Consider the following 20944-nt stretch of genomic DNA (forward strand, 5'->3'; position numbering starts at 1 on the left):
GCTTTCAGTCGGTGGGTGGTGGCGGCGGTGCCGCTCGCGCGAGCCGGCCGGCAAGCTCGCGGACGCGGTCGACGAGCTCGGGCGGTTCGAGCACGTCGAAGTCCGCGTCGACGAGGCTGAGGTAGATCGCGAGCGCGTCCAGCGAGTTGGAACCCGTCCGGACCAGGCAGCTCTCGTCGTCGAGTGCCTCGATCACGGCGGAGGTCGGGCTGAGCGAGGCGGCGATCACCCCGGCGGGTGCGTGGTAGCGCACGCGGGCCTGGTACCGGTACCCGGCGGTGGAGACCGACCAGGACGTGTACGCCTGGATGTCGTCCGCGGGTGGGTCCCGGGGGGTGAACCTCGGGCCGGTCGGGGTCTTCGGCGCGATGCGGTCGAGGCGGAAGTTGCGCCAGGCGCCACGGCCGACGTCCCAGGCGATGAGGTACCAGCGCCACCCGGTGTGGACGAGGGTGTGCGGTTCGGCGATCCGCGCGGTCGGTGTCCCGTCGTGGTCGCGGTAGTCGAACCGCAGCTGCTGGTTCTCGCGGCAGGCGGTCGCCACGGCCATCAGGACGTCCGGGTCGACGGCCGCGGGATTCGTGCCACGCAGGGACACTGTGACCGAGTGTAGCGCCAACACCCGGTGCCGAAGCCGGGTCGGCAGGACCTGCTCGAGCTTCGTCAGCGCACGGATGGCGGACTCGGCGATGCCCTCGACCGAGCCGCCGGCGGCGGTGCGCAGGCTCACGGCGACGGCGACGGCGACGGCGACGGCGACGGCCTCGTCGTCGTCGAGCAGCAGGGGCGGCAGCTGGGCACCCGCGCCGAGGCGGTAGCCACCGGCCGTGCCGGGTGCGGCGTGCACGGGGTAGCCGAGGCTGCGCAGCTTGTCGACGTCCCGCCGGACGGTGCGGGCGGTGACCCCGAGCGGTCGGCCAGGTCCGCCCCGGACCAGTCTCGGTGGGTCTGCAGCAGCGAGAGCAGCCGGAGCAGGCGGGCCGAGGTCTCGAGCATGTCCCGAGTCTGCCGTGGCCAGCGGACAGCTTCGGTCCGCGATCGGCCGCTTCTCGTCGGATGCTTTACGACTGATCCGGTTGATTGTCCGGAAAGTGGTAGGGCCGCATGAGGCCACAAGTGGACACATGTCACGTTCCCGGGCCCGGCGTGATCCCGTGGATCGGGGGGATGGCCCAGAAGACGCCACGAACCCTGACCGGTCAGCTACCTTCCCCTACATGCGCGGTCTGGGGCGTGGTGGATCATCACTTTCCGAGATGGGACCGTCGCGGTGCGAGGAGGTCTGATATGTGTCATCTGTTCGCGATGAGCAGCGGCGGCGAGCGGATCCAGGCGACCTTCTGGCTGCTGGACGCGCCAGACAGCCCGCGGGCCCAGACCCGCCGTCCCCCGGACGGCGCGGGCTTCGGCTTCTTTGACGACGAAGGCCGGCCCGAGGTGGTCAGGCAGGCGATTCGTTCCCGCGCCGACACGGCGTTCGCCCGCGAGGCGCAGCAGGTCACGTCGTCGACGTTCGTCGCGCATGTGCGGCACGCCTCGACCGGGCGGGTCGATAACCGCAACACACACCCATTCGTCCAGGATGGTCGGATCTTCGCCCACAACGGGGTCATCGAGGGGCTGGGTAAGCTCGACGCAGAGCTTGGCACGACATGCTCCGGCGTGCTCGGCGACACCGACTCGGAGCGCTACTTCGCCCTGATCACCCGCGAGATCGCGGCGCGGGACGGCGACGTCGCGGCGGGCATCACGGCCGCGGCGAACTGGATCGCCGAGAACCTGCCGCTCTACTCGATCAACATGATCCTGGCCAGCGGGGACGATCTGTGGGCGCTGCGGTATCCCGACACGAATGGTCTGCATGTGCTCCAGCGGGCCCCGGGCGGGCGTAACAACCGTCACCTGGATCACGCCAGCCCGTTCAGCGAGATCCGGGTCCGCTCGGTCGACCTGACGACCCGCCCCGCGGTGGTCGTCGAGAGCGAGCGGATGGACGAGGACCCACGGTGGCGGCTGATGGCCAGCGGGGAACTGCTGCACGTCGGCCCGGACCTCAAGGTGACGTCCAGCATCGTCGTGGCCGGCCCGCCGGCGCATCCGCTGACCCTCGACGACCTTCGTCCCGAGGCGGCCGCGTCGCAGACGACCGCCGTCCCCGACCTCCCGGTCTCGGCCTGAGCGCGGGCACGGTCTGAGCTCGGAGCGGTCTGAGCGGGCACAGCCGGGGCGGGCGGCCGGGGCGGGGAGCGTGCCGGCCATGACTTCACCACAGCCTGTGGATAACTTGTGGAAAGTGTGTGGAGAGCTGTGGACAGCCGCGGCCCCCGCTCGCGCCACCCGGCCGCCCCGCCAGACCGGCATCCCTGGTGGGGCAGGCTTTTCGAGCTGGCTCCGGCGCGCGCCGCCTGCCCCGTCCGGCGGTGGACGGCCTGTTGACGGCGGACAGCACCGGGCGGGCATCGGGCGGGCGCCGTGGCACTACCCGGAGACGGCGGCCTACGGCCCGATCGGGCCAGCGTGAGCACCACTTCCGGGCGGGCCCGTCGACACCGGGCGGGAGCGGCGCGACCTGGATGACTCGCTTCCCTTTCGCCGGACGACGTCCCGCGGGGGGCCGCACGGTCCCCGTCGGCCGTGACGATTGTCCCCTCGCGTGGTTATGGTCGACTCAGGGTCCTCCCCGCTCGAACCGCCGCCGTGGTGGCATCCCGGTCATCCCGGGGCGGCACTGCCGAAACGTCGAGTACGCAAAGCCGGTCAGATACGCAATACCGGCCAAGTGCGCTATATCAGTCAAATACGTAAAGGCCGGTCGAGTACGCAACGCTGGAGTTCAGGCCTTGGTCGGCCCGAAAGCGCCGATCGCCTGGATGAATCATCGCACCGCATGGCCGGATGGTGGGGTCACCTGAGCTCCGGGATTCCGGCTTCCAGCCGGAACACCCGTCACCGGACACCGCGGATCCGCGGCCGTTGGTGTCACCGGCGGCCGTTGACCGACATGAAAGACATCGACGACCTGCGACGACACCCGCGACCGCGGTGGACAGAGTGGACAACCCGGACTGGCGGCTCGGACGGACAAGGGACGGACGTCCCGAATCGCCGGGGTGACATACCCATCAGGACCACGTCGAGACGTGAGGAGGACCGCGGCATCGGGTAGGAGGACCCGATCGGATCGCGACGTCGATGACGACGATGTGACCAGCGAGAAGGGATCACGAGTGACCATAAATGTCGCCAGGACCGGGCTCTGGATGCCCGCCGGGCAGTGGCCACGTGGCACGGCCGAACGTCGCGACACCGCCCAGGAGCTCGAGGAGCTCGGCTACGAGATGGTCTGGTTGGGCGGCGCGACGGCGGACCTGGAACTACCGGCGGCGCTGCTGGAGTCCACCGAGAACCTGTGTGTAGGCACCGGGATCCTGAACATCTGGACCGAACCGGTCGACCTGCTGGCCGACACCTACGGCATGTTGGAGAAGGCCCATCCCAGCCGCCTGCTGCTCGGGGTGGGAACCGGGCACGCGAAGCGGGTCGAGGCGACGACGGGTCGCCGCTACCACCACCCCTACGGCGCCGTCCTGTCCTACCTCGACGCGCTCGACGCGGTGGGCATCCCCGTCTCGGCGCGGGTGCTGGCGGCGCTCGGGCCGCGCATGCTCGGCCTGGCCGCGCAGCGGGCAGCCGGGGCGCACCCCTTCCTCGTCACACCGGAACACACCCGGATGGCACGGGAGATCCTCGGCGGCGGCGCACTGCTCGCGCCCGAGCAGAAGATCATCCTGGAGACGGACGCCGACCGGGCCCGCGCGATCGGGCGGGCCGCGCTGGCGGTCTACCTGGACCTGCCGAACTACACGAACAACCTGCGGCGGCTCGGCTTCACCGACGCCGACCTGGCCGGCGGCGGCAGCGACCGCCTGGTCGACGCCCTCGTGGCGTGGGGCGACATGGACACCATCCGGGCACGGCTGGACGAGCACCGCGCGGCCGGCGCGGATCACGTCTGCGCGCAGATCCTCACCGGCAGCCGGGAGCTGCCGCGGGAGCAGTGGCGTGACCTGGCCGCGGGGCTCGACCTGAGGCCGCGGGCGGGCGCCGGAGCTCACGGAACCGGCCTCTGACCGCGGTGGAAAGGCGGCCGCCGGGTTCGCGGTGACCTCGGGCCCCCGAGGTCACCAAAAAGATCCACTGGCAGTCTTGCCTGCGAAGGTAGTACCTTCGCAGAACCGAGTTCGTGCTGCCCTGTGTCTGCGGCCCTGTCACGGAGTGTGACGTATGCCCGCAGATCGTTCTTTTCTCGACGAAGCAGCCCGCACGGGAGCAATCCGCACACCGGCGGCGCCAACCCCGGTTGGTCCGGCCGATGCCTCGGCGCGTCCCACGCCTTCTGCCCCGGCCGAGGTTCCGGCCACTCCCGCCCCGGCCGGTAAACCCGATGGATCCGAGGGCGCACCTCGTCCCCGAGCCGCCGCGGACGCCTCCTGCGAGGTGTCCGCGGCGGGGCCCGCGAGTGGGCCCGCGAACTTCCTGAGCGAGAGCGGCGGCCTGCTGGACAGCCTGATGACCGGCATGGACGTCGGCGAGCGCTCCCGGATGCTCGGGATGATCAGCTCGAGCGTGGAGGCCGAGCGGGAGGCCGCGCTCGACGGCCGGATACGTCGCCAGGTCGACGTGGGACCTCGCCACCGGCGGCGGCGTGAACCAGGTCAGGAGCCCGATCCGGCGTCGGCCGGCGCGGGCCCGGATGACGTCTCCGACCCCGCCGAGCGTTCCGGGCGCGTCGACCGGTGATCCCCGAGGGCTTCCTGGTTACTCTCGATGATCCCATGGCGCTGAAGATCACGGTACGGCTGAACCCGTGGGGTGCCACGGCGGCGCTCGACGGCGACCTGGACATGGCGACCGAGGCGCCGGCCGGGCCCGCCCTCGACGCCGTGCTGACCGCGGTCGCCGCCCGGCGTACGCGCTCTCCCGGGCCTGTGGGACCTGTGGGGCTGGTGCTCGACGTGTCCCGGGTGTTCGCCGACGTCCGCGGACTCACTGTGCTGCACCTGCTGTGGCGCGCCGGGGAGCGCCGCGCGGTCGCCGTCGCGCTCAGCGGAGCGGGGCCGCTGCTGCACCGTATGGTGGAGCTGCTCACGTCGCCTGGAGTTCCGCTCTACCCTGACGTCGCCGAAGCCTGGAACGCCGTGCTGACCACGTCCGAGCGAGTGGAGCGGGTGTAGTCGGCGGTCGTGCCGACGGTGCCTCTCCGCGCCCTCCGGCCAGTCGCGGGAGAACACATGGAGATCGAAAAGGCGCGCCTGGACGCCAGCCTGACCCGGCTGCACCACCTCGTCCCCGAGCGGGTAGAGCTCGGTGAGCTGCTGTCCGAGGCCGTGCGCGCGATCACCGACGTCTTCGGGCTCGACGGCGCCGGCATCCTCGTCGTCGACGCCGACCGGGCCCTGCGCAGCGTCGCCGCGAGCAACAGCAGCGGGCGCCTGCTGGAACAGGTGCAGGAGGAGCTCGGCGAGGGCCCGTGCGTCGAGTCCTTCGTCCTGGACGAGCTGGTGGTGAGCCCGGATCTCGCGGGTGAGGCCCGCTGGCCGCAGGCCAGGCCCAGGCTGCTCGCCGGCGGGGTGCGGGCGGTCCTCGGCGTGCCGATCCGGATGGGCGGCGGCCCGATCGGGACGTTGAACGTCGCCGACGACTCGCCCCGGGAGTGGACCTCCGCCGAGCGCGAGGCCCTCGAGCGGTTCGGGCAGGTGCTGGAGAGCATCCTGCTCGCCGGTATGGTCGCCGACCGCAGCACCAAGCTGGCCCGCCAGCTGCAGTTCGCCCTCGACTACCGCGTCCCCATTGACCGGGCCGTCGGCTACCTGATGGCCGTCTGGGACACGGACGCCGTCACCGCCTTCGAACGGCTGCGCCGCGCGGCGCGCAGCAGCCGCCGACGGGTGTCCGAGCTGGCCGAGGAGATTCTCGCCGGGCGGGTCCGGCTCTGAGACCCGCGGGTCCGGCTCTGGGTCCGCGGGTCCGCGGGTCCGGCTCCGAGGCCCGCGAGGCCGTCGTCGCCCGAGGCCCCCGGTTTCCCCGAAGCCTGCGGCTGTCTCGACCCCGCTTCCGGGGGTTAGCCCGATGGCTGCCGCGCCTCGTGTTCTTGTTCACTGTCCGCGGGGAAGCTTCGGGTTGTCACCAGACCGACAGGCCACATGTCTACCGCTTGCTCGCCTGGTCGGGAAGTGTCGGCCCCTGATGCCACCATCCGGTGAGTGATGGCCGTGGATTTCCCCACGGCAGAGACGAATTAGCTAGAGGAATAACGAATGATCCAGAAAGGAGGGTGATGATCGAGGCACGAGGGCTGACCAAGCGTTACGGCCGTACCGTTGCCGTCAACGACCTGACCTTCACGGTGCAGCCCGGCAAGGTGACCGGCTTCCTGGGCCCCAACGGCGCGGGTAAGTCGACCACGATGCGCATGATTCTCGGGCTCGACCACCCGTCGGCCGGCAAGGTCCTGATCGGCGGGCGCAGGTACCGGGAGCTCAAGGAGCCGCTGCGCGAGGTCGGCGCGCTGCTCGAGGCGAAGTGGGTCCACCCCAACCGCTCGGCGCGCGCACACCTGCGCTGGATGGCCGCTTCCAACCGGCTGCCCGCCAAGCGGGTGGACGAGGTCCTGGAGATCGTCGGTCTCACCGGGGTGGCCGGGCGCCGGGCCGGGGGCTACTCCCTCGGCATGGCCCAGCGCCTCGGGATCGCGGTCGCGCTGCTCGGTGACCCCGGGGTGCTGCTGTTCGACGAGCCGGTGAACGGCCTGGACCCGGAGGGAATCCTCTGGATTCGCCAGTTCATGCATCGGCTCGCCGATGAGGGTCGCACGGTGTTCGTGTCCAGCCATCTCCTCTCCGAGATGGCGCTGACCGCCCAGGAACTCATCGTCATCGGCCGCGGGCGACTCATCGCGCAGACGAGCACCAAGGAGTTCATCAACTCGGCGTCCGACTCCTCGGTGCGGGTACGCGGCCCCGAGATGGAGCGGCTGCACAGTGTCCTCACCGGCCAGGGCCTGGCGGTCCAGGAGACACCCGCCACCACCGACATCCCGGCCGCCCTGGTGGTTCGCGGCAGCTCCACCGAGCAGGTGGGCGAGCTGGCCGGCACCGTCGGGCTGGTCCTGCACGAGCTCTCCGAGTCGCGTGGCTCGCTGGAGCAGGCGTTCATCCAGATGACCGGCGGCGACGTCGAGTATCACGCGGGCGGTGTCGGCCCCACCGGGCCGCTCGTCGGCACCGGGCCGGCCGGCGCACCCGGTGTTCCCGGGTTTGCCGGCCCGCCGCCCGGCGCGGTGCCACCAGGGGGTGCTCCTCCCGGCGCTGTGCCCGCTCCCACCCCTCCGGGCGCGACACCCGCCGGACCATCGGGCCCCGGCGGCCCGTCGGTACCGGCGCCTACCAGCCCCGGTACCGATGCCTGGACGGGGGTCAACAAGCCATGACGCTGCTCACCGTCGAGCGGATCAAGCTCTTCTCCACCCGCTCGCCCTGGTGGTGCATGATCCTCGCGGTCGCGCTCACCGTCGGCCTCACCGCGGTCTTCAGCGCCGCGACCAAGCCGAGTGACCTCGCCGATCTGACACCGAGCGTGACGCAGTTCGCGTACAACTTCGGGCTCGTCGTGATGATGGTGATGGCGGCGCTGGCCGTCACCACTGAGTACCGCTTCGGGACGATCAGRTCGACGTTCCTCGCCGTTCCCAGCCGGACGCCGGCGCTGCTGGCGAAGACGGTCGTCGTCGCCGGGCTCGCCGGGATCGTCGGCGAGATCACCGCGGTGGCCTCCTGGGGCGTCGCGCGCCTGATCCAGCCGGACGCCCCGCTGGTCCTGAACACCAGCCAGGAGTACCGCAACGTCTTCGGGATCGGGCTGATCTACCTTCTCGCGGCAATCTTCGCGATCGGTCTCAGTCTGTTGATCCGGCACAGCGCGGGCGCGATCGTGGTCATGCTCGTCTACCTGTTCCTGGCGGAGAGCCTGCTGCCGGTCATCCCGCGCATCGGTGACCACATCCAGGACTGGCTGCCCTTCATCGTCGGGAACAACTTCATCGTCGCGGGGCAGCCGGAGACGAACGACGGGCCGCCGGTGGTCGGGGGCCTGCCCTTCGGGCCCTGGGGATCGTTGATCTACTTCGCCGCAGTCTGCCTCGGCATCCTGGCGATCGGCCTCGCCGCCGCCAAGCGGCGGGACGCCTGACCCACCGCGGGAAGTCTGGCCCCCAGCGGGTCGCCTGACCCGCTGGGGAAGTCGACTGATCGGGGCTGCGGGGGCCCGGCCGGACGTCGTTCCGGTCGGGCTCTGTGGCGTCGGGCGCTGGGGAGTCGGTCCTTCTGGAAGCCGGGCTCGGGATGCTCGGTCGAGATTGTGCCGATTGCTGCCTCCAGGCAGGCAGTTTGTGGTCTGAAGCAGGGCCCGCGCGCATCCCACGCCGCTACTGTGGGTAGCGAATACTCTGATGCGACAGCTGTGGTGGCGGGGAGCGGCTCGTCCGCGGCTGTTCGGAGCATTCGACAGCGACCCCGGGCATTTCTGCCTCACCTCGGCGGCTCGCGTCGCGATCGTCGCTCCCGCCCTGCTCGCCCTCGTCTCCACGCTTGTCGGCGATGTGCGGATGAGCCTGTTCGCCTGGTTCGGCGCCTACGCGCTCCTCGAGTTCGTCGACTTCGACGGGCCCCGACCGGCCCGGCTCACCGCCTACCTCACGCTCGCCACCACCGGTGCCGGGATGGTCGTCCTCGGCACGCTCGGCTCGCGCTCGCCCTGGCTGGCGGCGTCGATGACCGCGGTCGTGGCCTTCGTTGTGATGTTCTCCGGCGTGCTGAACGCCAAGGTCGCCGTCGCCGGCCGATCCGCGTTGCTCGCCTTCGTGCTGCCTGTGATGACACCCGGCCCGATCTCGGCGATACCGGAACGGCTGGTCGGCTGGGGGCTGGCCTCGGTCGCCTCGATCACCGCCGCGATGCTGCTCTGGCCGCGCCGCCCGCCGGACCGCCTGCGCGCGGAGACGGCGGACGTCTGCCACGCGCTCGCGACGGCCGTGAGCTGGCAGCCCCAGGTGCCGGACCCGCCGGCGGCGGTGTCGCGCGGTCCGGCGGCCGACGTGTCGCGGCGTCCGGCGCCCGATCTCTGGCCGGCGCTGCGGCGGCTGCGGCGGCAGTTCGTCGCGACGGCCCACCGCCCGACCGGGGTCGGTGGCCGTGCGGCGGCGCTTGGCCACCTGGTGATGGACGTCAACTGGCTGGTGCCGTTCGCCCTTCCGTGGCCGGAGCGGGACCGGACCGCCCGCGCCTGCTTTCCCGCGGAGGCCGCCGAGCTGCACGCCGCCGTCACGGCGACGCTGCGCGCGGCGGCCACCCGCATCGGACCGTCCGACCACGGTCGGCCCAGGCCCAGGGCCAGGGCCGACGGCGGGGGTGGTGGGGTGCGGGTCGGGGACGATCGGCTCGGGATCGCGCGACTGGAACGGTCCGAGCGGGCGATGCGGTCGGCGTTGCTGCGGCAGCTGCGGGAGCCGGCGCCCGCCTGCCCACCGGACCTCGCCGCGGCCGAGGCGTTCCGCCTGCGCCGGCTGGCCCGGGGGGCCAGGGAACTGGCGCTGAACGTGCTGCGGGTGACCGGCCCCCGCCCGCCTGCGAGTCCCGTCCGGCGCGCCGTGGACGCGTTCCATCACACGCGCCGGCTGGTGCGCGAGCGGGGAACCGCCGCGACCGATCTCGCCGCCGGCTACGCCAGCCCGCGGTCGGTGTGGTTCCGCAACAGCGTGCGCGGCTCCCTCGGCCTCACCACGGCGGTGATCATCGCCCAGGCCGCCGGCTCCAGCACGGCTTCTGGGTCGTGCTGGGGACCTTGTCCGTCCTGCGCTCGAACGCCATGGCCACCGGTTCCGCCGCGGTACGCGCGCTCGCCGGCACCGGAGTCGGCATCGTCGTGGGTGGCCTTTTCGTGGTCGCCGTCGGCACCCACACCGCCGTCCTGTGGGCGGTTCTCCCGCTCGCCGTGCTGCTCGGGAGCTACTCCCGCCGCAGGTCGGGCTTCGTACTGGGCCAGGCGGGCTTCACGGTCGCCGTGCTCATGCTGTTCAACATCGTCGAACCCGCCGGCTGGCGGGTGGGCATAGTACGGATCCAGGACGTCATGATCGGGTTCGGGGTGAGCATCGTCGTCGGTGCCCTGCTGTGGCCCCGCGGTGCGGTCGCCGTGATCCGGACCCGCGCCGAATCCGCCTACCGAAGTGCGGTGACGTTCCTCGATCTCGTCGTCCCGCACGCGCCGGGTGCCCCCGAGCATCCGGCCGTGGCACCGGCCGCCCGCGAGGCGATCCGGGCCGGCCGCCTCCTCGACGACGCCGTACGCCAGTTCCTCGCCGAGCAGCCGCCGGGCCGCTTCGACGTCGACGCGCTGATGACGATCGCCGCCGGCGCGCTGCGTATCCGGCGGACGGCGCAGCTCCTGTGGAACGGGGACGTCCCCTGGCCGCCCGATCTGACGCCCGATCTCCCACGCGCGGCCGGCGCCGGCCGCGCCGAGGCCACCGGCTTCGCCGTCGCCCAGGGCATCCTCATCGAGGACATGCGGGACCTCTGCCGTTGGTACACCGCCTACGCGACGGCCCTCGGCGCCGCGCGGCAGCCACCCGAGCCCGAAGCCGGCTCCGGCCGGGCCGCTACAGCCGGGCTGATCATGATCCACAGGGCTGCCCGCGCGCACCGCGGCCCCGAGATCCTCGCCGGTGCCGCGCTGACCTCCCGGGCCGCCTACCTGGACATCCTGCGCGACCTGCAGCCCCGGCTGGCGGCCGCCGCCACGGCGCTCGACCGGACGTCCGACAGCGGCCGGGACCGCCCGCGCAAGCCGGTCGATCAGGCGCCGGGGGCCCAGGGGTCGCGGCCGGCCCCGGAACGCTCGCGAGCCTTCATCCGAGCCTCGTAGACGTGCCGCTGGCCGTCGGTGAGCAGGGCGCGCACTCGTTCCTCCGTGCTGACGAACGGCCGGTAGTACAGGTCGTCGTACTCCTCGACGATCTGGAACGTCCACCGTCCGTCCAGCACGTTGCGGCCGTGCAGCTCCCGCCGTACCTCGGCCGCCAGCCGCGGGTGCCCGGCCTCGCGCAGGGCGTCCAGCGCCTCGCCGAGAATGAGATCGGCGCGGCCGGAGAGCTGGTGGAAGGAGTACAGCGCGCCCCGAGCGCGCTCCACCCACTCGAGGGCCTCGCTGAGCTTGCCGGCCGCCGCAGAGGTCGCGTCGTCGACCTGCGGGACCGTCCGATCAGCCGCGGGCTCTGCGAGCTCTGCGGGTGTGGCGGGCGTCGCGGAGGACGGGGGCGGCGTGGGTGCGGCGCGCGCTGTGGGCTTCTGGGCCGCCCACGAGGTGTGGCGATCGTGCCGCCCCGCGGTGTTCGGTGCATGGGCACTGGTCACAGTCCTGGCGTGCCCGGCCGGGCCGGACGCAATCAAACCGATCTTGCGCGGACCACCTGAGGCGACCGGCACGATGGGCGTGGCGCGAGGCCGACGACGGAGGAGAACACGGTGGACCACGAAGACACTGATGGTCCGTGGTGGGTGCACTGCCGGTGCGGTGAGCTCAACGGCGAACATCCGACCGAAGCCGACGCCCGTGCGGCGGCGGATGGCCATTCGGCCTCGGACAGGCGATGCGGCGAGATCTCGATGAGCGCCTGCCGACCGGGCGTCGGCTTCGTGCCGATGTTCCTGCTGGGCGACGACAGCTGCACCGACGCGACGACCGACCAGGAGGCCGACGGCCAGTGGCAGGTCACCTGCTCCTGCGGCGCGCTGGACAGCCTGCGTTTCCTCACCGCACAGGACGCCCAGGAGGCGATGGGTGATCATCTCGATGCCGAGGACGACCGCGCCCGCGCGCTCTTCGAGCAACTCGCCGGGGACGGCTTCGAGGGCCGCCTCCGCCGCGGCTGACGAGCCGGGGTCAGGGGCCTTTCGTCTCCCGACCGAGACAGTCGGGTGATGTCCCGGACACCACGGCCGCGGGCTGTGAGACCCTGGTCAGGTACCCGGCGGGCACATGACAGACGAACTCCGGCAAGCCGGACACAGCCTGGCAGAGTCTCCGCAGGTCAGGAGGGCTCGCCTAGTGGCCGATGGCGGCGGTCTTGAAAACCGCTATGGGGAGTGATCCTCATCGTGGGTTCGAATCCCACGCCCTCCGCTCTGTGATGTCTCGGGACATCGGCATAGCCCTGAACCCACGATCCTGGGTTCAGGGCTTCGTGGTTTTCGGGCCCGGCCATGCGGGATCTCCCGGAGGGCCGGACCCCCGGGCGGGGGACGGGCGGGCGGCGCATATGGGGTCGTGACGGCATCGGGGGGTGGCGGCAGACTCGGTGATGGCAAGCGGGTGGCGGGGGTAGGGCGCTTTGGTCGGGGGCCAACGTCCAATCACACCCGCGGCCTGGGCGCACGCCGGCACGGGGGCGGCGTGCGGTAGGTGGTGGGCACCAGTCCGGGGGGATCCGGTGCCCACCACCCATCCGAACGGACCGGTGAAGTGATCGTCCGGCCTCACCCGATCAGGCCAGGTCCCCCCGGGAGGTGGACGCGCCCCGCAGGTGGGTCTGCGGCGCGATCGTGCGGTCCTTCGCGCGGGAGCCCAGGTAGCGGGCCTGCGTGGCCGCCTGGAAGGGCCAAAAGCGGGCCGTACGAACAAGAACTCTGAAGAGTCGACGCCCGGTTGCGTGACGCTTGTGCCGGTGTACGACAGGATGGCCCGGTGCCTCCCCGCCGCTCTACTGGTCGGCGCGCGATCCCGGCCCCGCTCGCGCCGAACACCGCCCCACGTGCCGTTTCGGTGACGTTGCCGATCCGTCCGGGCCCGTCCGCCCAGCAGGCGCTGCCCATGCCGGTCGAGTCCTCCCGTCAGCCCGCGCGCCTGCGCGACTTCCCCACCGCGATGAGCTGTGGCGGCTGCGCCGAGCACTGGTCCGATCTTGAGGCAGCCCACTGCCGGGCGTGTCATCAGATCTGGCCGTCGGCGGTCGGGTTCGACGATCATCTCGTCGAGTGCCCGGCCGCGCCCGAGATCGCCCCGCGTAAGCCGAAGCGGATCCCGGACCAGCGCCGACGTCCAGCAGAGGGCGCGGAGGCCGGGCCCGATGTCCCCGCGGACGCCGCCCGCGACGAGTGGAACGTCGCCTGACACCGACCGGCTGACGGGTCCCGCGGGGCAACCTGGCGCGGACGAGCCGGCCATCGGGCGCAACGGCCCGGTCGGCGGGTCCTCGAGCTGCTACGTTCCGGCGCGGGAGCGCGGTTGGGCGTTCCGCTAGGGCGCGCGCGGGGCGGGAGGACGGCATGACCGTGTGCGGGCTGCTGCGGCTGGACGGCGCGGATGTCCGTCGCTCGGCGCTGACCGGGATGCTCGCGGCTTCCTCGATCGGTCTGCCCGCCGCGCGTCGCGTGCACCTGGATGGTCCGTTCGGGGTGGTGACGGCCGCTGACAGCGCCGCCGCCCCGATGCCGTCCGTGCTTGTGGGGCCGTCCGGGCTGGTCATCGTGATCGCGGAGCATGCCGCGGACGGGTGGGTCGTCCCCGGCGTGGGGTCGGTGACCGTGCTACGGCCGGGGAGATCATGGCGGCCGGTGCCGCTGCGCTCGCTGCGCGGGGGGAAACCGGACAGAGACGCCGTCCACCTCGGAAAACGGAGGGACCCAGGTGATCTGGGTGATGCCGGCGGGGCTGTTGACGATGAGCTCGGTGATCTGGGATCGCGCGGGGAGCGGGACCGGGCGGCTGACGGAGATCACGGCACGGGAGTCGCGTCCGCGCTGATGCGCGCGTACCGGGCGGCTGGCCAGCGCGCGCTGGAGACGCTGGGGGAGCACCTGCTGGCGATCGTCTGGGAGCCGGGCCGCCGGCGGATGATCGTGAGCCGCGGTGGCCGGCGTGCGGAGGAGCTTGTGGTCTGGTCCGACGGGCGGTACTTCGCGTTCGGGATGGAGCGGGCTCAGGTCCTCGCGGCGCGGCCGTTCGGGCTCGCCCGGCCGCGCCGACTCGCGGCCGGGGAGACCCTTCCCATCACCGTCGCGACCAGGATCCGGCGCCCGCCGTTCGTGGACCTCCCCGAGCCGCGGGGGAGCGAGGCCGACGTCCCGGCGACCTGACGACCTGGTCCGCTGCCGGCAGCGGCGGGGTGGGCGCGGTGCCTAGACGGGTGCCCGGCCGGTGCCGGCAGCGCCGGCGAGCCCGGCGCGGACGAGCCCGGCGATCTTCCGCTCCGCGACGAAGGACAGGAAGGGGATCGTGCCCGCGAGCATGACCAGGACGGTCCGGCTGGCCGGGAGGCGGATCCGGCTCGCCAGATCGAGCGTCGCCGCCAGGTAGACCATGTAGAGCACGCCGTGGATCGGCCCGATGGCCGCCACGACGGACGGCTCGTCCGCCAGGTACTTCAGCGGCATTCCGACCACGACCAGCGCGATCAGGACGACGCCGACCACATAGGCGATGATCCGGTAGCGCAGGAGCGCGGACCTGACCGCGGCGGGCGCGGAACGCCCCCCACCGGGTGTTGCCGGCCGACCGGACGCCGGGGCGGCCGACCGTGACGTCACGGGGTCGGAGGATGCCGTCACCTGCGGTCTCCCTTGGTGTCGTTGTCGGAGCCAGCGGTGTCGCGTTCGTACAGCGACGCGAGATAGCGGTTGTAGGCGGCGAGCTCGCGGTCCTCGTCGGTCTCCACCTCGGCCAGCGGATCACCGGCCAGCGGATCACCAGCCGTCGGACGGCCGAGCCGGGCCGGCGCGGGCGTCACCGCCACGGTTCCGGCTTTCCCCTGGCGCGGTACGGCCACGAGTGAGCCTGGTCCGTTCAGAGGGTCGCCGCCCGTGGGAGCGGGCGCCTCGGGCGCGATGCGTCCGGCCTTGCCCCACTGGGGTCCCGGATCGTCGGGGTCGCGTGGGCGGAGATCCTCGGAGATCATGCGATACCACCAGTAGGCGACGAACGCGGCGAACATCGGCCATTCGACGCCGTAGAAGAGGTTCTGCATGCTGCCGTGATCGGATTCGCCCTTCGTCCACTGCCAGACGCCCATCCGGAGGAAGAACGCGATCAGTGCGAGCGCGAGCGCGTGACGGGCGAGCCACCACGGGGAGAGCAGGATCCTGCGCACGGGACCGACGCTACCCGCCGGGTTGGGCCGGCGGGTACAACAGACGATCCGGACGTGGCGGACGCCTCCTGCCGGGGCCGCTCCGACTGGTCCGACCGGGCGATTGGCCCGGATCACAGTGTGATCCGTGCCAAGGGCCACCGGGAGGTGCCTGACTGGGCCGGCCGGCGGGGGAGGGCGCCATGGGGAAGTGTGGTGGGAGGGCCTGACGGGCGGAAAGCAACCCTCCCACCGGACGGAGCTCTGGTACCGCTCGGCGGAGGGCACTTCGTTTGCCGAGCGGCGTACCTGGTGTTCGAGCTTCCGCGCTGTGTGCGGCCCGCCCGCCCGGCTGGGGGGGGTTAGCGGGGATCGGGCGGGCCGGAACGACCACCGCAACCTGGCGCGGAGTACGGCGGTGCGTTCATATGTCCAGTCGCTTCGGACCGTGTGCCAGGTTGCCATCTTTCGCGATGTTTTTTTCTGTTGTCTGGGAAGAGTCCTTTGATGGGCCTCGGTGTTTGCCTGGTGTCTGTCATGTTCTTTGGTTGGCTACTGTGTGGCGTGGCTGAAGCGGTTCGGAGCCCGTGCCGCGGCAGTCCTCAGTAGAGGACTCCCGCCGCGAGCGTGAGCAGCCCGACGCCCGAACCGGCCGCCACGGTGACGGCGATCGAGCCCTGACCGCGGGGAAGCCACACGGAGAGCACCCCGTCGGCGTCCCCCCGCTGCCGGGCACTTAGTGCCACGCTGCGCGACCAGGCGTTCCGACCATCGCCCACGGTGACGCGCACGCTGCCGTCCGGGGAGCCCAGATAGAGATCGAGGCGCCGCGCCTGGCCGGCCAGGGCCACGTCCAGCCGTACGGAGCCCTCGATGACCAGTCGGTCGTCGTCGCGGGAACCGGAGCTGACGGGCCGGCCGCCGTGCCAGGAGAAGCGGTTGGCGAATCCGCCCGAGCCAGAGCCGGGGCCGCGCTCGATCCGGGCGGTGCCGATCCCGGGCCGCGGGATGTCGGCCCGGGTCTGGACGCCGTCCGCGCCGAACAGGACCCAGTCGAGGCACCCCGCCGTCGGCAGGCTCACTTCCTGGCCGTGGCTGAACGGCGCCGTGGACACGCTGACACCGCCCGAGCCACCGGAGCCACCGGAGCCGCCGGAGCCGCCGGAGTCACGCCGTGCGCCGTCGCGACCCGGGGGCGTGTCGGCTTCGCCGGCTCCGCGGTCCGCGGAGCCGGAGCCGTCCCGGCCGCCGGAGTGGCGCGAGTCGTCGCGGCGGGGAGCGGCGCCGTTGTCGCCGCTGCCGCCGCTGCCCGGCCGGGTGTCCCGCGGCGCCGATCCGCCCGTCCCCTGGTCAGATTGGGACGCCGGTCCGTCCGGCGCGCCGGACGGTGCCGCGCTCGCGCCCGCGCCCGCGCCCTGGGACGGAAGACCTTCGGGGCTCAGCACGGCCGGGTCCCCGTCGCCCGGTGCCGGACTCGGTGGCCCGGCGCTGCTCGGAGCGGGGGTGACGCCGAGGCTGTCGGCCGGTGGCGCATTTCCGGCATCGGCGGAGGCCGCGCGGGGAATCCGGGTCGGCGCGGCCGTCACGGTGCCCGTGTCCGGTCGGGGGGTGAACAGGGTGCCGCTCAGCAGGACGACGCCGACCAGGGCGGTCGCGGCCGTGCCCACGACCGTGGGGATGAGCAGGCGTGGCCGCGTCCGGCGAGGGCGGCGCTGGCGCGCGGTCGCGCGCGGGCGTGCGGCTGCTCCCGCTGGCGGTGGGGTTCCTGCCGGTCCTGGTTCTACTGGTCCTGTCGACGGCGTTGGTCCTGTTGGCGGCGGTGCTCCTGCCGGGGACGTCGTCCCTGCCAGCGGCGTCGTTCTCGGCGCCGGGATCACCGGATGATCGACCGGCCGGGCCGCGGGCGCCAGATGCCGGGCTGCCGACGGGTCCATCGCGGCGATGCGGGCACGGATGCGTTCTGTGTCCGGATCGTGCTCCGTGAGCTCGCGGGCCAGTAGGGACCGCAGCGTGCTGGTGAAATCTTGGGAGGACGGCGGCGTGGCCGTGGCCGCTCCGGAGCCGTCGCTGACGGGCGCCGAGGCCGCCACCGAGCCGGTCTCAGCTCGATCGCCGGTGCCGGCCTGATCGCCCGCGGTGCCGTGACCGTCCACCCGGCGGCGGGAAGAGCTCGAGATGAAACGGTCCCTGATCATGACATGTCCATTATGAGACCCGCGATCGTCGTGGGTACCGCTCACCGCCGTACACAGTCATGGTGTGAGGTCTCCAGGATCCGAGGGCGTCTCGCCGGAGGAACGTGCTGGTGGGTCCTCCTTTGTGCGCTCCGGGGTCTTGGGAGTGTTCTCAGCCCTCGCTGCCGCGGAGCCGTCCGGGTGCCTCGCTGTCGCGCAGCCGGTTCAGCGCCGACCGGGCGACGCTCGCCGGATCCGTTCCGCCGGCCGCACGCCGGCGGCCGCGCGTGGCGCCGGCTCGGCGCGGTGCCTGCGGGGCCAGGGGGCGCGCGTCCGGTTTTCGGGCCGGGGTGCCGTCCGGCGGGTCGGAGTGGGTCAGTTCGGGCCTGGTGCCGAGTACCCGTTCGAGCTCGGCCACCGCCTTGGATGTCTGGCTCTTCACCGTTCCGACGGAGATTCCCAGCGTCAGGGCAGTGTCCGCCTCGGACAGGTCGAAGGCGTACCGCAGCACGACACACGCCCGCTTCCTGGCTGGAAGGGTCATCAGCGCGGCGCGCAGGTCCACGGCGGCGGGAACGTCAGCGTCATCCGGAGCGTGCTCGGTGCGTTCGGCCAGCATGCCGAGGACGGTCATCCCCCGGCGTTCCCGGATCACCCGCCGCAGCCGGCTGGTGGCCAGATTCGCCACGATGCGCCGCACGTAGGCGAGTGGGCTGTCCGCGCTGCTGACCCGCTCCCACTTGGACCAGGCAGCCGTGAGCGCCTCGGCGGTGAGGTCGTCAGCCGCGTCGTGGTCGCCGGTGAGCAGGTAGGCGAAACGCGACAGCTCGCGGTGGTGGCGCTCGAAGAACTCCCGGAACTCGACCGGCGCGTTCGGGGGCGTGCCCGTGCCGCCGGCAGATTCCGGCCCAGCCGCCTCGCCCGGAACAGGCTCGGGGTCCTCCAGGTCGGACCACCCCGCCTCGTCCCGGGCCGTGTGCCGGCCCGGGAGCCGATCGTCGGAGCCGGTGAGCCCGTCGTCGGAGCCCTGGCGCTGGGGCGGGGCGCCGCTGGCGGCCGCATCGGTGCTCACGCCCGTGGCCAGGGAGTCCGGGTACCAGTGCGGTCCGCGTCCACGGTGCGCCCCCGCGCTCTGGTCCGGTCGTGGCGGACGCGCCCGGCCGGTGGGCAGGCGTGGCGCATGGACGCCGACGTCCGCGGCGCTGTCCACACTCACCAGGCACACTCCCACGGCTGGTCTTGGCGATACTCGTGTGTCCACGGGCGTCTCCGCCGCGGCCGCGGGAGATCCTTGTTAACGGGTACGACATCGCCGCTCGACCGGACGGTACTCCGTGCCGGAAGTATTGCGAAAGGGGTACATCCCGACGAAATCGCCTCCTGGTCGGATTCGTTTCCTGGCTGGGCGCGTGACCTGGCGGTACCCGTTCCAGGCTCGGGCGGTGGTGTCTCGTGCCGGGCTGGTGCCGTCCCTCCTGGGTTCACGCGCCTGGGGCTGTCGGAGGCGGGGCTGTCGAGCCAGGGCTGTCGCGGCCGGGGGTTTCGCAGCGGGGGCTTGGTGGCCGTCGTCGCTGAACGGCGATGTTTCCCGCGGACGGAGTGCGGGGTAGGCGATGTCTATGTCTGCGCTGACTGCTCGGGTGCCGTCTGCCCTGGAGCTGACCGCTCGAGTACCGCCTGCCCTGGAGTCGCCCGGCCCGGTGCGCACGCCGGGCGCCACTCCGCGGCGGCCCGACCCGCCCCCGCTCGACCCGGACGCCCCGATACCGGACGATCCCGGGCCGTTGCTCCCCGACACCCCCGATCTTCCGCCCGCGCCGCACGAGCCGTCCCCTTTCACCCCGCCGGCCCCCGAGCGGCCGGAACCGGAGCCGGAACCCGTCTGAGCTCGCGCCGGCGCACCCGGCCCGCGCCGTACAGTGAGGTCCGTGCATGCGGTGACGGTGAGCGCTCCCGGTGGACCCGACGTCATGAGCTGGTCGGAGGTGCCCGACCTCCCGCCGCCCGGCAACGGTGAGGTCACCGTCGACATCGTGGCGACGGCCGTCAACCGGGCGGATCTGCTGCAGCGGCAGGGCTTCTATCCCCCGCCCCGCGGCGCGACCGAGATCATCGGGATGGAGTGCTCCGGCCGGGTGGCCGCGCTGGGCCCCGGGGTCGACGGTTTCGCCCTGGGTGACGAGGTGTGCGCGCTGCTGGTGGGCGGGGGATACGCGACCCAGGTCAATGTCCCGGCGGCCCAGCTGCTGCCGGTTCCCTCCGGGGTCGACCTCATCCATGCCGCGGGCCTGCCCGAGGTCGCGTGCACCGTGCACTCCACGGTCTTCGAACGCGCGGCCCTGGCGGACGGCGAGGTCTTTCTCGTCCACGGCGGCGCGTCCGGCATCGGCACCTTCGCGATCCAGGCTGTGCGGGCGCTGCGCCCGTCCGCGGTGGTCGCCACGACGGCGGGCAGCGCGGAGAAGCTCGTCCGCTGCCGCGAGCTCGGCGCGCACATCACGGTCGCCTACCGGGACGAGGATTTCGTCGCCCGGGTGCGGGCGGAGACCGGCGGCCACGGCGTCGACGTCATTCTCGACAACATGGGCGCGTCGTACCTGGAGCGCAACGTGGACCTGCTGGCGACCGAGGGCCGCCTCGTCGTGATCGGGCTACAGGGCGGAACCAAGGGCACCCTGAACCTGGGGGCCCTGCTCCCCAAGCGGGCCAGCGTGCACGCGCTCTCGCTGCGCGCCCGTCCGGACGCGCAGAAGGCCCGGATCGTCGCGGGCGTGCGCGAGGAGTTCTGGCCGGAGGTCGCCGCCGGGCGGATCCGGCCAGTGATCGACCGTGTCCTGCCGATAACCGAGGTCGCCATGGCCCACCGGGTGCTGGAGGAGTCCGGGCATGTGGGCAAGGTCGTCATGACGGTGGGCGGCTGAGCCGGCGGTTCGGCCGCCGGGGTGAACTGCCGTGACCGGACGAGATGTTCGCCGTGCCACCGGATGGATTCGTCCGACCAGGAGGGCAGGATGGTGGGCATGACAGACCAACCGGAACCCCGTGTCGTCGTCGTCGGCCCGGACGGCGCCCTGCAGGAGGCCCCCGGCGCGGTAGGCGTCCCGCTCACGCCCTCCGCGGGGCATGGCGGGCGGGCCGGCGCTGATGGGCCGGGCGAGGGCAAGAACCCCTTCGCCGGCATGGTGTCCCAGCCGGACAAGGTCATGCGGATCGGCACCATGATCAAGCAGCTGCTCGAGGAGGTGCGGGCCGCACCGCTCGACGACGCCAGTCGCGTTCGGCTCCGGCAGATCCACCAGAGCTCGATCACCGAGCTCTCGGACGGGCTCGCCCCGGAGCTACGCGCGGAGCTCGACCGCCTGTCGCTGCCGTTCGACGAGGACGCGACCCCCTCCGACGGTGAGCTGCGGATCGCCCAGGCGCAGCTCGTCGGCTGGCTCGAGGGGCTCTTCCACGGGTTGCAGACCGCGCTGTTCGCCCAGCAGATGGCGGCGCGGGCGCAGCTCGAGGAGATGCGTCGCCGGGCTCTGCCCAGCGGGCAGCAGCAGGGCGACAACGAGCCGTTCGGCGGCGCCTACCTCTGACGCCGGCG

The 20944-nt window shown here is 72.4% G+C and carries 18 protein-coding genes, 1 tRNA gene and 2 pseudogenes; 15 read left to right on the plus strand and 6 right to left on the minus strand.

What is annotated here, in order from left to right; translation table 11 throughout:
* Nucleotides 1-4 precede the first annotated feature (4 nt).
* Nucleotides 5-996, minus strand: a pseudogene (locus BBK14_RS08800) (helix-turn-helix transcriptional regulator).
* A gap of 291 nt (nucleotides 997-1287) precedes the next feature.
* Between BBK14_RS08800 and BBK14_RS08805 the strand changes: the two are divergent.
* The 8 genes and pseudogenes from BBK14_RS08805 (at nucleotide 1288) to BBK14_RS42735 (ending at nucleotide 10980) form a co-directional block, all read left to right on the plus strand.
* On the plus strand, nucleotides 1288-2178 hold the full coding sequence (locus BBK14_RS08805; RefSeq protein ID WP_071060876.1) for a class II glutamine amidotransferase: 891 nt from the start codon (nucleotides 1288-1290) through the stop codon (nucleotides 2176-2178).
* 1049 nt (nucleotides 2179-3227) lie between these two features.
* Entirely contained in the window at nucleotides 3228-4130 is a 903-nt protein-coding gene (locus tag BBK14_RS08810) for an LLM class F420-dependent oxidoreductase (RefSeq protein WP_071060878.1), read from the plus strand.
* Between the two features lie 367 nt (nucleotides 4131-4497).
* Entirely contained in the window at nucleotides 4498-4800 is a 303-nt protein-coding gene (locus tag BBK14_RS08815) for a hypothetical protein (RefSeq protein WP_071060879.1), read from the plus strand.
* Between the two features lie 35 nt (nucleotides 4801-4835).
* On the plus strand, nucleotides 4836-5234 hold the full coding sequence (locus BBK14_RS08820; RefSeq protein ID WP_241831316.1) for an anti-sigma-factor: 399 nt from the start codon (nucleotides 4836-4838) through the stop codon (nucleotides 5232-5234).
* A 57-nt stretch (nucleotides 5235-5291) separates the two neighbouring features.
* Entirely contained in the window at nucleotides 5292-5996 is a 705-nt protein-coding gene (locus BBK14_RS08825; protein ID WP_071060883.1) for a GAF domain-containing protein, read from the plus strand.
* Between the two features lie 341 nt (nucleotides 5997-6337).
* Nucleotides 6338-7489, plus strand: coding sequence for an ABC transporter ATP-binding protein (locus tag BBK14_RS08830; protein ID WP_071060885.1), 1152 nt, complete (start codon nucleotides 6338-6340; stop codon nucleotides 7487-7489).
* The gene (locus tag BBK14_RS08835) at nucleotides 7486-8247 is read left to right on the plus strand and encodes an ABC transporter permease (protein WP_071060886.1); all 762 of its coding nucleotides are present in this window, start codon (nucleotides 7486-7488) and stop codon (nucleotides 8245-8247) included. Before BBK14_RS08830 ends, BBK14_RS08835 begins: the two co-directional genes overlap by 4 nt.
* Before the next feature lie 259 nt (nucleotides 8248-8506).
* Nucleotides 8507-10980: pseudogene (locus tag BBK14_RS42735) on the plus strand (FUSC family protein).
* On the opposite strand, the gene BBK14_RS42740 reads toward BBK14_RS42735, so the two are convergent.
* A complete protein-coding gene (locus tag BBK14_RS42740) occupies nucleotides 10911-11468 on the minus strand; it encodes a hypothetical protein (protein ID WP_241831319.1) in 558 nt (185 codons plus the stop codon). The pseudogene BBK14_RS42735 and the gene BBK14_RS42740 overlap by 70 nt on opposite strands.
* A 111-nt stretch (nucleotides 11469-11579) precedes the next feature.
* Here BBK14_RS42740 and BBK14_RS08850 point away from each other — a divergent pair, with 111 nt between their 5' ends.
* The 4 genes from BBK14_RS08850 to BBK14_RS08865 all read left to right on the plus strand — a co-directional run bounded on the left by BBK14_RS08850 (nucleotide 11580) and on the right by BBK14_RS08865 (nucleotide 14189).
* Nucleotides 11580-11987: a hypothetical protein gene (locus BBK14_RS08850; RefSeq protein ID WP_198541214.1), complete on the plus strand. Its 408-nt coding sequence runs from the start codon at nucleotides 11580-11582 to the stop codon at nucleotides 11985-11987.
* A 161-nt stretch (nucleotides 11988-12148) separates the two neighbouring features.
* Nucleotides 12149-12237, plus strand: a tRNA-Ser gene (locus BBK14_RS08855).
* A 639-nt stretch (nucleotides 12238-12876) separates the two neighbouring features.
* Nucleotides 12877-13224: an FDXHR family putative zinc-binding protein gene (locus BBK14_RS08860; protein WP_235014917.1), complete on the plus strand. Its 348-nt coding sequence runs from the start codon at nucleotides 12877-12879 to the stop codon at nucleotides 13222-13224.
* Between the two features lie 155 nt (nucleotides 13225-13379).
* Nucleotides 13380-14189 carry a hypothetical protein gene (locus BBK14_RS08865; protein ID WP_071060888.1) on the plus strand — a complete coding sequence of 270 codons (810 nt, stop codon included), beginning with the start codon at nucleotides 13380-13382 and terminating at the stop codon, nucleotides 14187-14189.
* A 42-nt stretch (nucleotides 14190-14231) separates the two neighbouring features.
* Here BBK14_RS08865 and BBK14_RS08870 read toward each other — a convergent pair whose 3' ends face one another.
* From BBK14_RS08870 to BBK14_RS08885, 4 genes are all read right to left on the minus strand, one after another.
* Entirely contained in the window at nucleotides 14232-14660 is a 429-nt protein-coding gene (locus tag BBK14_RS08870) for a DUF3817 domain-containing protein (protein WP_083390808.1), read from the minus strand.
* Entirely contained in the window at nucleotides 14657-15199 is a 543-nt protein-coding gene (locus BBK14_RS08875; protein ID WP_071060890.1) for a hypothetical protein, read from the minus strand. The genes BBK14_RS08870 and BBK14_RS08875 overlap by 4 nt, the downstream gene beginning before the upstream one ends.
* Before the next feature lie 581 nt (nucleotides 15200-15780).
* Nucleotides 15781-17373 (minus strand): hypothetical protein, encoded by a 1593-nt coding sequence (locus BBK14_RS08880; RefSeq protein WP_131802197.1) that lies wholly within the window; start codon nucleotides 17371-17373, stop codon nucleotides 15781-15783.
* A 151-nt stretch (nucleotides 17374-17524) separates the two neighbouring features.
* Nucleotides 17525-18568: a SigE family RNA polymerase sigma factor gene (locus tag BBK14_RS08885; protein ID WP_241831320.1), complete on the minus strand. Its 1044-nt coding sequence runs from the start codon at nucleotides 18566-18568 to the stop codon at nucleotides 17525-17527.
* Nucleotides 18569-18971: 403 nt separating this feature from the next.
* Between BBK14_RS08885 and BBK14_RS08890 the strand changes: the two genes are divergently transcribed.
* The 3 genes from BBK14_RS08890 to BBK14_RS08900 all read left to right on the plus strand — a co-directional run bounded on the left by BBK14_RS08890 (nucleotide 18972) and on the right by BBK14_RS08900 (nucleotide 20936).
* On the plus strand, nucleotides 18972-19238 hold the full coding sequence (locus BBK14_RS08890; protein ID WP_241831321.1) for a hypothetical protein: 267 nt from the start codon (nucleotides 18972-18974) through the stop codon (nucleotides 19236-19238).
* A 57-nt stretch (nucleotides 19239-19295) separates the two neighbouring features.
* Nucleotides 19296-20273, plus strand: coding sequence for an NAD(P)H-quinone oxidoreductase (locus BBK14_RS08895; RefSeq protein ID WP_275078463.1), 978 nt, complete (start codon nucleotides 19296-19298; stop codon nucleotides 20271-20273).
* Between the two features lie 99 nt (nucleotides 20274-20372).
* The gene (locus tag BBK14_RS08900; protein ID WP_083390817.1) at nucleotides 20373-20936 is read left to right on the plus strand and encodes a bacterial proteasome activator family protein; all 564 of its coding nucleotides are present in this window, start codon (nucleotides 20373-20375) and stop codon (nucleotides 20934-20936) included.
* Nucleotides 20937-20944 lie beyond the last annotated feature (8 nt).

This window comes from Parafrankia soli (assembly GCF_001854695.1).
Classification (GTDB): Bacteria; Actinomycetota; Actinomycetes; order Frankiales; family Frankiaceae; genus Parafrankia; species Parafrankia soli.